Origin of the sequence: Acinetobacter sp. BMW17 (genome assembly GCF_001592855.1) — a bacterium.
In the GTDB taxonomy this organism is placed as follows: Bacteria; Pseudomonadota; Gammaproteobacteria; order Pseudomonadales; family Moraxellaceae; genus Acinetobacter; species Acinetobacter johnsonii.
In genome coordinates, this window is sequence record NZ_LSOD01000040.1 from 83939 (window position 1) to 97130 (window position 13192).

9 protein-coding genes and 2 pseudogenes are annotated in these 13192 nt (G+C 41.6%); 4 read left to right on the top strand and 7 right to left on the bottom strand.

The genetic code is table 11. The features are described 5' to 3' along the window. Positions 1–96: 96 nt before the first annotated feature. Together AXW61_RS12760 and AXW61_RS12765 are read right to left on the bottom strand one after the other, a co-directional pair. Positions 97–1629, bottom strand: coding sequence for an aspartate aminotransferase family protein (locus tag AXW61_RS12760; protein ID WP_062034590.1), 1533 nt, complete (start codon positions 1627–1629; stop codon positions 97–99). 2 nt (positions 1630–1631) lie between these two features. Next, a complete protein-coding gene (locus AXW61_RS12765) occupies positions 1632–3005 on the bottom strand; it encodes a diaminobutyrate--2-oxoglutarate transaminase (RefSeq protein WP_062034591.1) in 1374 nt (457 codons plus the stop codon). 472 nt (positions 3006–3477) lie between these two features. Here AXW61_RS12765 and AXW61_RS12770 point away from each other — a divergent pair, with 472 nt between their 5' ends. The 3 genes and pseudogenes from AXW61_RS12770 (at position 3478) to AXW61_RS12780 (ending at position 7328) form a co-directional block, all read left to right on the top strand. Then, entirely contained in the window at positions 3478–4179 is a 702-nt protein-coding gene (locus AXW61_RS12770) for an SIMPL domain-containing protein (RefSeq protein ID WP_004693610.1), read from the top strand. 192 nt (positions 4180–4371) lie between these two features. After that, positions 4372–6603: pseudogene (locus tag AXW61_RS12775) on the top strand (TonB-dependent siderophore receptor). Between the two features lie 128 nt (positions 6604–6731). Beyond that, a complete protein-coding gene (locus AXW61_RS12780; protein ID WP_062034592.1) occupies positions 6732–7328 on the top strand; it encodes a phosphatase PAP2 family protein in 597 nt (198 codons plus the stop codon). Between the two features lie 60 nt (positions 7329–7388). Here the strand turns inward: AXW61_RS12780 and proB are convergent, their stop codons facing one another. The 3 genes from proB to AXW61_RS12795 form a co-directional block, all read right to left on the bottom strand. Beyond that, positions 7389–8522 (bottom strand): glutamate 5-kinase, encoded by a 1134-nt coding sequence (gene proB / locus AXW61_RS12785; protein ID WP_062034593.1) that lies wholly within the window; start codon positions 8520–8522, stop codon positions 7389–7391. 26 nt (positions 8523–8548) lie between these two features. Next, positions 8549–9763 carry an Obg family GTPase CgtA gene (gene cgtA, locus AXW61_RS12790; protein WP_004980365.1) on the bottom strand — a complete coding sequence of 405 codons (1215 nt, stop codon included), beginning with the start codon at positions 9761–9763 and terminating at the stop codon, positions 8549–8551. A gap of 402 nt (positions 9764–10165) precedes the next feature. Further along, entirely contained in the window at positions 10166–10546 is a 381-nt protein-coding gene (locus AXW61_RS12795; RefSeq protein WP_004980366.1) for a helix-turn-helix domain-containing protein, read from the bottom strand. Positions 10547–10658: 112 nt separating this feature from the next. Between AXW61_RS12795 and AXW61_RS12800 the strand changes: the two genes are divergently transcribed. Continuing rightward, on the top strand, positions 10659–11510 hold the full coding sequence (locus AXW61_RS12800) for an SDR family oxidoreductase (RefSeq protein ID WP_062034594.1): 852 nt from the start codon (positions 10659–10661) through the stop codon (positions 11508–11510). 53 nt (positions 11511–11563) lie between these two features. Here the strand turns inward: AXW61_RS12800 and AXW61_RS12805 are convergent, their stop codons facing one another. Both AXW61_RS12805 and AXW61_RS12810 read right to left on the bottom strand, forming a co-directional pair. Continuing rightward, positions 11564–12244 carry a hypothetical protein gene (locus AXW61_RS12805; protein ID WP_062034595.1) on the bottom strand — a complete coding sequence of 227 codons (681 nt, stop codon included), beginning with the start codon at positions 12242–12244 and terminating at the stop codon, positions 11564–11566. Between the two features lie 8 nt (positions 12245–12252). Next, positions 12253–12918 (bottom strand): annotated as a pseudogene (locus AXW61_RS12810) (MFS transporter). Positions 12919–13192 lie beyond the last annotated feature (274 nt).

Below are 13192 nucleotides of genomic sequence, written 5' to 3' on the forward strand. Positions count from 1 at the left end.
TTATATGCTTAGCCAATAGATGTTATCCATTTTAATATTTACAACACATAAAAAAAAGGAGCTGATATCAGCTCCTTTTTTAACACAAACAATCGATTAAGCAATTGCAGGTGTATAGGTTCCATCTGCGATTGAACCTTTGATACGATCCGCTTCTGCAAGGACAAGACCAAGCAGGTTCTTCACGTTATCTAAAGTCGCAACTGGACTTAAAGTCGTCATTTTCAAAGATTGATTTTGACCTACTTTAGTGACGCCAATATTCGCTTCACCACGCGCAAACAATTCATCTGCAACATTTTGGTTTAAGGTATCAAGCAATTCTACTGGATAGCCTTCTGGAACCACACGGAACAATACAGATGCAAATTGTGGATTAACCAACATCTCTAAACCAGCAGTTGCATTGATATAATCAGCAACGTCACGAGTTAAAGTAACGCCGTGGTCAATCATAGAACCATACAGTTCTTCACCTAATGCTTCAACAGTCATCCAAAGTTTCAACGCATCAAAACGACGGGTTGTTTGAAGTGACTTAGACACCAAGTTTGGCACGCCATGCTCTTCGTCATAAGCAGAGTTTAAATACTCAGCTTCGTAGTGCATGAAACGATAGTTCGCTTCATCTTTTAACAAGAACGCACCACAAGAGATGGTTTGGAAGTAATGCTTATGGAAATCAAGCGTAATAGAGTCAGAAAGCTCGATCCCATCCAACATATCACGGTGATTGTTCGATAGGATTAAAGCACCGCCCCACGCCGCATCAATGTGCATCCACGCGCCATATTTGTTGGTGATTTCACGAATTTGCTTCAGTGGATCAATCGCACCTGCATCGGTTGTGCCCGCAGTTGCAACCACACATGCCACGATTTTACCTTCAGCTTGAAGGTGAGCCATGGTTTTTTCAAGTGCATCCACATCCATCTGAGCGTTTTCGTTCACAGGAACGGTTACGACTGATTGGAAACCCATGCCCATCATCGCCATGTTCTTTTGCACAGAGAAGTGTGCATTTTCAGAACAAATAACTTTGACATTGCGCATCGCATCGCCCGGCACGCCATCACGCTGTACAGACCACGGATTACCGTTTTCGTCTTTCCAGTTTTTCGCAATACATGCATCACGTGCAAGCAGTACACCCATCAAGTTTGACTGTGTACCACCAGAAGTGAACACACCAGCTTGACCTGCACCATAACCCACTTTTTGACGAAGCCAGTCAATCAACTGAACTTCCATCAATGAACCTGCAGGACTTTGGTCCCAAGAATCCATCGATTGATTCGTTGCATTAATCAGCACTTCAGCAATTTGACTAGTCACCATAGTTGGGCAGTGCAAATGCGCGAGCGAGTGCGGGTGATGGACTTTTAAGCTTTTGTTTAAGAAAAGCTCAATCATACGTTCAAGTGACTTTTGTACACCCAAACCTTCTTTAGAAGGATTAAATGCAATCGCGCTGCGTAGCTCTTTAATGCTACCGCCTGTGTACATTTTATCATTTTGCAACCATGCTGCAACTGCTTTAGTCGCTTGGTCCATTGCTGACGAATAGTCAGCAATGGATGCAGCATCGTTGCAGAGTAACGCCTTACGGTGTTCTGCAAAATCAACCATGATTACGCGCCTCGAGTTGCAACAAGTGCTTCAGCAATTGCTTTCTTAAAGCGAACAATTACTTCTTCACATTCAGCTTGAGTGATAATAAGTGGGCAAAGTAAACGAATCACTGTACCGTTACGACCGCCTTTTTCTAACAATAACTTGTTGTTAAAGCATGCCGCTTGAATCGCTGCTGCCAGTTGACCATCTGCAGGTAAAGACCCCATATGATCCGCTGGTTTACGCTCATCAACAATTTCAACACCAATCATCAAACCACGACCACGCACGTTACCGATACATGGGAACTCTTGAGCAAGCTTTTTAAATTCAGCTTGTAAGAAATCACCACGTTCTTGTGCATTTTGCGCAAGCTTTTGTTCTTTGATAGTTTTGATCGTTGCAAGACCAGTACCCATTGCCAATTGGTTACCACGGAAAGTACCCGTGTGACCTGCTGGCTGCCAAGCATCAAACTTACGTTTAATACCCAATACAGCAAGTGGTAAGCTACCACCAACGGCTTTAGACATTACTACTACGTCAGGTTCAATACCCGCATGTTCAAATGCGAACATTTTGCCTGAACGTGCAAAGCCTGCTTGAACTTCGTCAAGAATCAACACAATGTTGTGTTTTTCAGTCACTTCGCGGATTTTTTTCAACCATTTGGTTGGCGCTGTTACCACACCGCCTTCACCTTGAATTGCTTCAAGAATGACAGCAGCTGGCTTGGTTACACCACTTTCAACATCTTCAATGAAGTTTTCAAAGAAATATGTCAAAGCATCCACACCCGCTTCGCCACCTAAACCAAGTGGGCAACGGTATTCATGCGGATACGGCATAAATTGAACGCCTGGCATTAAACCATTTACAGCATTTTTCGCAGACAGATTACCTGTCATTGCAAGAGCGCCGTGCGTCATACCATGGTAACCGCCAGAGAAACTAATCACTGTGCTACGACCGGTATACGTCTTCGCTAATTTAATTGCTGCTTCCGTGCCATCTGCACCAGATGGACCACAGAACTGTAGACAATACTCTTCCTTACCGCCTGGTAATTGTTCAAGTAATGCTTCAGTAAATGCATCTTTTAAAGGTGTCGTTAAATCCAAAGTATGTAAAGGAAGACCACTTGCAAGTGTATCTTGAATACTTTGAATTACCGCAGGATGATTATGGCCCAAAGCCAATGTTCCTGCCCCAGCTAAACAATCGAGGTACTCTGTACCTTCAACATCAGTAACCCAGCAGCCTAATGCTTTGGCTATCGCTAACGGTAATTTCCGTGGATAGCTACGAACATTGGATTCCATCTGACTTTGGCGAGTCAAATAGTATTCGTTAGTAGTATTAGTGGCAGGGTTTACAGAAGAAACGCTCATATCGAATTACCATCTCTGATATGGGTTGAAAGAAATAAGTCGGGTGACTTTTGGTCCTTTGACTCGGCGCTTTATAAATCTAGTCAGATAGCGTTTGGATACTTCATAACTAGGAGGCGGATGATACAGAAATTTTCAATAAAATAAACAGCTTTTGGACATTATCTGCCAGAAATTTACTAAAAAAATATATCATGCCAAACCATAGCTTAAATTATCCTCTTATAGTGTGACAACGTAAAGAAAAGCCGATGAATTTATTTATTTTTCAACTTCGCCACAAAATTTCAAAATACTCACCTTGGTCAAAAAATAAGTTTTTGAAATAAATCACTTTATCTAGGTTTTTATGAAAAATATTTTGTACCTTTTTTTACAATCGAACCACAATATTTTCGCAAATTCACCACAAATTGGCTTTAAGCTTTTTACAAATGTTGCAAAACTCCTCCTAAATAAAAAAGGAATAAAAATGCGTCAATTCTTTATCCCAGCAATCGCGCTTAGTGCTTTATTTAGCTCAGCAGTTTTTGCTCAGTCTGAGAACCAATTAAACTACAATATTGTCAATGTTCAGGCCGAGGCAACACGCCAAGTATCTAATGATTTAATGAATGCAACGCTTTACATTGAACGGAGTAACAAACAACCTGCCGAACTCGCTACACAAATTACGCAGCTGATGAATCAAGCCACAGCTTTAGCACGTAAATATCCAAGCGTAAAAGTCGAAACCGGTTCTCAAACCACCTACCCAATTTACAACGATGACAACCAAAAGTTAAAAGAATGGCGTGGTCGTGCTGAAATTAATTTAGAAAGTACCGATTTTAAAGCAGCGAGCCAATTGATTGGTGAGCTACAGCAGAACTTCCAAACCCAGTCAATCGGCTTTAGCGTGTCCGACACACAACGTAAGAAAGTGGAAAATGAGCTGATTGTTGAAGCATCGAAAAACTTTCAACAGCGTGCACAATCGTTAGCACAAGCATGGAGTAAGTCAGGTTATAACTTGGTTAACTTAAACATTAATACCAGCAACTACTACCCTCGCCCAGTCATGATGCGTGCAGAAAGTGCAAAATTTGCAGCAGCTGATGCGCCAATGCAAGATGTTGCAGGTGGTGAATCTAAAATCACTGTGAATGCGAATGGTACTGTTCAACTTAAATAACAGATTTCATTCAAATTCATCTAAAAAGCCACGTTTAACGTGGCTTTTTTATTGTGTGTCCATCAAAAAAACTTTAACTCGCCTATTAATTTTAGCATTTTAATTGCAATAAGTGATAATGGTTATTATTTGATTTCAACAAGGTTCAGCATATGATAGCCGCGCTATTTATTATGGATTGCGCACAAAAGAATGATTTCATCACGTCTTCATCTGCAGGATCGCAGATTATTCAAAGCCAAACAACTCAGTATTGCGATTGGGCTTTCTATGAGCTGCTTGACCTATGCACAAGCAGAAGAACTCACTGAAGCAACGAGCAGCAATGTGCTTCCGACTATCAAACTTGAAGCACAAGGCAACTGGTTAGAAGATGCCAATGCAGAGAAAGTGCAAAAGCATGCAGGCGCTCGTACGATTATTACTCGCAATCGCTTAGATGAAGTTGCTGCGGCTTCAATTAAAGATGCCCTCAAGCAAGTGCCTGGTGTTCAAGTCCAAGAAAATAATGGTACTGGTGGCAGTGATGTTTCACTCAATATTGGGGTCCGTGGTTTAGCCTCTCGTTTATCTCCTCGCTCTACAGTACTGCTTGATGGTGTCCCACTATCATTTGCGCCTTATGGACAGCCTCAGCTTTCTCTAGCACCAGTATCATTAGGCAATATTGAATCTGTAGATGTGGTTTGTGGTGCAGGCTCTGTACGTTTTGGGCCGCAGAACGTTGGCGGTATCATTAATTTTGCAACTCGCGCGATTCCTCAAGAGTTTGCAGGTAATGTCAGCCTAACGACCGAATATGCTTCGGGTACAGATCAAGTCAAATACAGCCCGAACTTATTTGTAGGGGAACCTTAGATAATGGTCTAGACCTTGCTTTACTGTATTCTGGCACAAAAGGTGATGGCTACCGTGAAGCCAATAATAAAACTGACATTGATGATGTCATGTTAAAAACGGCCTATCAAATTACAGATGCGGATGCGATTGCCTTAAACCTACATCACTATGAAGGTTATGGTGAAATGCCTGAAGGCTTAACTGCCGAAAAATATGCACAAAACCCTTATCAGTCAAATAAGTCACGTAATTATTTTTCTGGTCGCCGCTCAGATGTGTCATTCCGCTATACCCATCAAGATGAAAAAAATAACTTTGAATTGCTGACCTATTATATTGACTCATTTCGCACGAGCGACTTAGAGACAGATCTTAGTGCAACGACTTCGCGTATGGACACCTCTCCACGCGACTACAAAGTTTTTGCCATTGAACCGCGCTGGTCTCGTGCATACCAATTAGGTAGCTCAAATAGCGAATTTACTATCGGCTATCGTTATTTAGATGAAGATAGTTCTGAGTTCTCAGGTCGCTCATCTACATATGCATTGAATGCACCTGTGACCGAAATTAAAGCACGTACCACAAGTGAAGGGGGCACTAAAGCATATGCAATTTATGCAGATAACCGCTTCGATTTAGGGAACTGGGTCATCACACCAGGACTACGTTTTGAATCAATTGAAACGCATAACAATTTTACTGCCTATAACCAAGGCGTAGTAGTTAATACTGTTTCACCCAAAATTGATTCAGATGAGTTTTTACCCAGCCTATCGGTCATGTATAAAGCGACAGACAATTGGAACATTTTTGCCAATGCGGGCGTCTCATTCGGCCCACAGCAATACAACCAATTGGCACGTTTAGAAGGTGGGGTTGCGCAAAGCACAACGGATGGCTTGCATCCTGAAAAGTCCAACAACTATGAAATTGGGACGAAATATTTAAGCAATGGTCTAAATGCAGAATTAACCGCGTTTTATTTAGACTTCAAAAAAGAGTTAATTTTAGAACGCGATGCCCAGAACAATGGCATTTGGACAGACTTAGGCGGAACCAGCCACAAAGGTGTAGAACTTGGTCTGGCTTATGACTTTGCTTATTTGACCGATGCGCTTGAGGGCTTATGACTTTGCTTATTTGACCGATGCGCTTGAGGGCTTAAAACTCTATAGCAACTACACCTTCACCAAAGCTGTGGCTGAAGCAGGTGACTTTGAAGACAAAGATCTTCCTTTCTACTCACGCCATACAGCAAATGTTGGTTTAGGCTATAAAGTGAATCAATGGAGCGTCAATGCAGATATGTTTGCCCAATCTAAGCAGCATTCTCCAGGTTCGGGTGATACCTATCAAACTGACGAATCGGCTGATGGAAAATTAGGTGATATTCCTGGTTATTCCACTTTTGCCGTACGTACAGCCTATGACTTTGGTGAGCAATTCCAGGTTTTAAAAATCGCGGGTGGCGTTAAAAACGTGTTTGATAAACAATATTTCACACGTTCTACTGACTCAACAGGCGGAAAATATGTAGGGCAACCACGTACCTTCTACCTTCAAACGTCATTTGATTTCTAAAACTGAAAGCCAATTAGTTCAACTACATTGAACTGTTAAAAAAGACTACATTTTTGTGGTCTTTTTTATTTTAACAATATGACAAAATTATGACTCTCTTCCGTACTTGATAAACACAATCCACTTTCATGACTCTTTCAGAACTTAATTTATCGCTTTTTTCATGGATTAATGCTTCCCCTGAAGCTAGTAATACCAGTATTCATTTTGCCATATTCATTGCCAATGACCTGCTCTATTGCATGATTTTACTCTTTGCTTGGTTTTGGCTACGTGGTAACTATGACACTAAAAAACAGATATTGAAGGCATTTATTTTTACCAGTATCGCCATTTTAATCAGCCAATGCATTTCTCATGTGTATTATCACCCACGCCCTTTCGTCATGGAGGTCGGACGCACTCTCATTTACCATGCACCCAATGGCTCTTTCCCGAGTGACCATATGCTGATTTTTAGCAGTATCGCATTTTCTTATCTCTTCTCTGCACAGCGTAAACTGGGAATTTTTCTCTTGGTCATGGCTTGGCTAGTTGCATGGTCACGTGTCTATCTTGGTGTGCACTTCCCTTTAGATATGCTCGGGGCTTTTCTATTGGCTTTTGCCTTAAACTTCTTTGGATTAAAACTTTGGAATCTCTATAAAGATACAATCATGCAATGGGCACTCACGATTCACTTTTACTTATTTAAGCCCCTCATTCAAAAAGGCTATATCAAATAACTTTCGTTCCAAAACAAAAAAAATCCCGCTCGAAAGCGGGATCTTTTTAATGCGTTAAAATCAGTAAATTGCCATGTGGTTACGATGAATCATCTCAAGTGAACGTGCTTCACCTAGAACTTGGTGAACTTTATCTGACGCCAAGCCCTTTACCAGCTCCGCAGAGCGCGAACTAAAGTTGACACGTCCGACCGCAACACGGCCACCTTGGATATCAACACATTCAACCACGTCACCGCGTTCAAAATGCCCTTCCACAGCTTTCACGCCAACTGGAAGTAAACTACGATGATTATCTTTTATGGCTTTAACAGCACCATCATCCAACACCAAACGACCTGCAGTTTGTAAGTGAGCTGCTAACCACTGTTGATGAGCAGTAATGCGGTCATTGTCAGTAATAAACAATGTCCCAAGCATTTCACCATCCATCAAACGTTCAAGCACATTGTCGCTTTCACCACTAGCAATCAGCGTTGGACAGCCAGACTTTGCAGCTAAGCGTGCAGCACGAACTTTGGTCAACATACCACCACGACCAAACTTACCGCCACCGCCAGCCATATCAAATAAACTCTCATCTAGAGCACGCACAGTATGGAACAGTTTTGCATCTGGATTTGAACGTGGGTCTGAGTCGAACATCCCCTGCTGGTCTGTCAAAATAATTAACAAATCTGCATGGACTTGACCTGCAACCATCGCGGCCAGTGTGTCATTGTCACCAAAGCGAATTTCATCGGTCGAAACCGTGTCATTCTCGTTGATTACAGGAATGACATGCCATTCAATCAAGTTCTGTAACGCGTCACATGAGTTCAAATAACGACGACGGTCTGCCAAGTCATCATGGGTTAATAACACTTGCGCAGTCTGAATGTGATGTTTTTCAAGCACACTCGACCACGTATGAATAAGGCCCATCTGACCAATGGCAGCACACGCCTGAAGACTGGGTAGATCGGTGGGTCGGCTGTCTAGCTTCATACGAACCATACCTTCAGCCACAGCTCCTGACGACACCAGAATAATCTCATGTCCTGCATTGTGTAGATCTGCAATTTGTTTCGCCCAATGCGAAATTGCATCTATATCTAAACCTTGCCCATTTGCTGTGAGTAAAGATGATCCGATTTTAACAACGATTCGTTTACAAGCTTCGAGCTTACGTTGCCCATCTACCACTTCTATCATCTTGTCCTCAGTTACTCATTACGAGCTTAACGTACGTAAAACACTTCCATTTCGCCGTCATCTTCATCATCGTCTTCATCATCATCAGCCAACAGGCCTGCAAGACGTTGTTGGCGACGCATTTCACGATATGCTTCTTTAGCGGCAATAGTTTGTTCGCGTGTTTCAGCTTCAAGCTGCTCACGGAATGCTTTCACTTCTGCTGCATAATCAGGATCTTCAAGCTCACGTTCACGTTGTTGCTCAATTTGATCCATCAGGTAATACACAACTGGTTTTGTCCCTTCAGACATCAAACCTGAAGTTTTAAATACTGGGCCATCCCACTGCATTTCATCTAAGATATGCTGACACCATTCATCACGCGTATCGTCTGCAAGTTGGTCAACTTTGTTTAACACTAGAACGATAGGTAACTTTGAAAGTGTCGGAGAGAATTTCTCTAATTCACCCAAGATCGCTTTTGCATTGTATGCAGGATCAGAACCATCAATCGGCTGAACATCCACAATGTGAAGCAAAATACGCGTACGCGCCAAGTGCTTTAAGAAACGAATACCAAGACCCGCACCTTCAGAAGCCCCTTCGATCAAGCCTGGAATATCCGCCATAACAAATGAACGGTGACTGTCTGCATCGACCACACCAAGGTTTGGAACCATCGTAGTAAACGGATAGTCTGCAACCTTAGGTTTTGCTGCTGATACGGCACGAATAAACGTCGATTTACCTGCGTTTGGCATACCCAGTAAGCCAACATCGGCCAGTACTTTTAGCTCTAAGCGAATTTCACGAAATTCGCCTTTAAAACCATGTGTACACTTACGTGGCGAACGGTTCGTCGATGATTTGAAGTGAGTATTACCCAAACCACCATCACCACCCGCTGCGACAAGCACACGTTGACCACTTTCAACCAAGTCGCCAATAATGTCACCTGAGTCAGTATCAACAATAGTTGTACCTACAGGAACCTTTAATACGGTGTCTTCACCACCACGGCCTGCGCAGTTCGCGCCACGACCATTTTTAGCTCGCTCCGCACGGAAGCGGCGAGTATAACGGAAGTCTACAAGGGTACTGGTATTATCATCAGCTTCGATAAATACGCTGCCACCACGACCACCATCACCACCGTCTGGACCACCAAAAGGTACAAATTTTTCACGGCGAAAACTGGCTACGCCATTGCCACCGTCGCCAGCCTCTACGGTAATGACTGCTTCATCAACAAAGCGCATGCTGCCAATCCTCTAAATACTTTAAAACCGCATATTCTGCCATATTTTACAAAATTTCTCGAATAGAATTATTCAGCGAAACATGAAATTTAGTCACAAAAATGCCAAAATCTAAATTTTCGACACTTTTCACCTGATTTTATTCATTTTTTAATTTAAATGTGCTGACCATTTAGTCGTTAGGCCACTCTTCAACTCATTTTATTCAATCCTAATCAACTTTTACTCCAAGAAGGATTTTCACATCAAAATAGCGCACTAAAAAAGTAGATTGTTTGATCACAAGACTTTTTCACAACCAGAAATTCGAATCAGCTCTAATCCACTTCCGCACTCCTGAGGAATTCACTATTAAAGCGCAATTAAGGATTATCACAATCAATCCACAATACTTGTCATCTTTTATTTTAAAGCTGCTACTCGCTCCTTGCTTTCTAGAATTTCAGGCAAACTTTTTTCAATCCAACCAATCAAATACATGGTTTTCTCAGCGGCTTGAGAACCCAAGATCGTCAATTGGTACTCTACTTTGGGCGGCACCACAGGATAGACCGTCCGTAGAATAAAGCCATCATGCTCAAGCGTTTTAAGCGTCTGAGAAAGCATTTTCTCACTCACTCCTTCTATTCGCTGCTTGAGCTCACTAAAACGATGTACGCCATCACTTAAACAGCGCAACACCAATACCGACCATTTACTCGTAAGATGCTCCAAAATTTCACGAGACGGACACTCTGTGGATAAAACTTGACCTAACAATTTGCTTGTCGCATAGGTGTGCATCATTTCTCTCCATTTGGTTTATTACTTACTTTTTGGTACGTACTTACATTTAGTAAGTTAACAGATTAAGATACAACCATCAAGTATAGAAAACAACCAACATAGGTGAATTATGAAAATTGCAATCACAGGCGCAACAGGACAACTTGGCAACCTCGTTATAGAGCAACTTTTGCAGCTGACCGCTGCCCAGAATATTGTTGCGCTGGTTCGTAACATTGATAGAGCTGAACATTTCAAAGCGCAAGGTATCGAGCTGCGTGAGTTTGATTATGACCGCCCTGAAACATTAGTTCCTGCTCTATTAGGAATAGATAAGTTATTACTCATTTCAGCCAATGAAATTGGTCGTCGTACGCCTCAACACCAAGCAGTGATTGATGCTGCGAAAGTGGCCGGCGTGCCTTATCTTGCTTATACCAGCCTACTTCGTGCAGATACCTCTCCACTCGGCTTAGCTCAAGAACACCGTGAAACCGAAAGACTTATTCAAGACAGTGGAATCACTTATACCTTCTTAAGAAATAATTGGTATAGCGAAAACTACCTTGCAGGTGTTGCTCATACCATTGAAATTGGGACGCTTTTTGGCGCAGCTCAAGACGGTCGAATTAGCTCAGCATCGCGTATAGATTATGCTGAAGCTGCAGCCAAAGTCTTAACTTCAACAGGTCATGAGAATAAAACCTATGAATTGGCAGGTTCTGAAAGTTTTACTAAAGCTGATTTGGCTCAATTCATCAGTCAGGCAACACATAAGCCAGTCATCTATCAAAATTTGTCTGCCGATGACCTGCGTCAAGGCTTAATTCAAACCAGCCTCCCATCACACTTGATTGATGTGATTGTGGATGCCGATGTGCAGACCGCCAAAGGCGCGATGTACAGCAACAGTAAAGACTTAGAACAATTGATTGGACGTAAGACCACTAGCATTCAAGATGCAATCAAAGCAGCACTTTAAGCCACTCATTTAATCTCCGCATTCAAACACCACCAATAATTGGTGGTGTTTTTTTATGGATGAATGTTCTTCACAGGTAGTGTCATATTCATCTCCAAATTCGCAGTCGTACTCCGTTCCGTGTTATACATGGTCGCATTGAAGTTTGCTATTTTTCGCATAGTCATTGGGTCATTCAAATTTAACTGTGGTGCAAACTGATGCAACACATGCAGTCGTACTTGCTCATCAAACTCAAAATAGACTAAACCATTAAACATAATTTCGATCGGGATCTGATAGTCCTGCTTTAAATGAAATGGCACAGCCAGTTTAATCGGAATATCTAAAGTGAGTGGGAACTTAGGCAATAGTTTATTTTGATAAATTAGGTCTGTAGTTGTCTCCAACGGCATATTTTGATCAATGAGCACCTCGGTTTGATAATCAATAGATACTGAAACGGGTACTTCTACTTCAAACTCCAAATTTGCCAAATATTTTCCCTGTAAAGGTAAATTAATTTTTTGATCAATTTTTAATTGCGTATCTAGAGTCCCAACAGATTGGGTTTCTAAATAATTACCGACCTGAATTTTTGTCGGTAAGGAGTCTGACAGTTGAATTTGTGCTTTACTTGCAGACACTTGCATACTGGCTTGAATATTCAGGTACAACCAAAACAGCGCACCCACCAAAATGACAACGCACACAAAACTCAATACAAGCCGCTTCACAGACTGGAATATCCACATACTCTCTCCTATGGCGTCACTTGTTCTTGAGGTTGATGTTTTTCACGCAGTAATTGCAAACTATTAAGTGGAATCTTCAACTCCCCCTGCTTAATTTCAATTGGCAATGTATTTTGCACATCCACCGATGCTTTCAACGCCGTTTTAATGGGAACGTTTAATTGCCCCTGTATTGTAATATTGGTTTTAAGTACAGTGTTCACAGGAATATGCAAATTCTCTTTAAGTACAGTTTTCACAGGCGCATCAAATTTGAGGTGTACTTGCTGTTCAAGTGGTACATCGATATGAATCGGCACATCCAACTGAATGGGAATATTGCCTTTTAAAGGCAAACTCACATCTCGTCCCATGACTTTCACCTGTACCTAGGGTATCTACAGGCATATTCTGATTAATTTTCAAGGTTTCACACACTAGAATGGTGGTTTTAATCGGAACCTGATTATCAAAATATACCGGTGGAGTCAGCGTTTGGGTCAGGGGAATATTCAGGTTTTCACGAATTGGAATTTCTGCATTGACGCGCCCTGTGACATCTACATCTAAGGCATCATGAATTTTAACCTCAGCTTGAAAGGCTCTTGCAGATCAATACTGACTTTTTGATTTTCTAATGGAATATAAATATTAAAGTGTTTAAACATCCAAATAGCGATGAATACACCACACATGGTTGCCAACACAATGAATGTCAATCCACTGAGCACATGCTTCACTTGCAAATTCAAATTCCTTTTTTTATTTTGATTCTTCATCTGACAAGCCTAATCCTTTTGTCAGCCCAGTCTGTTTACAGGTCATCCCAACCCGACTCGATAAATATATAAATGTCTATTTCGATAAAAATGTTCCAGGCGGTGTTTCAAAAAGTATGCTGAAAAAAACAATATGGCTTTTGATAAAATAGAGGTATGAAAATAACGCTACAAATCAAATGTCCTACCT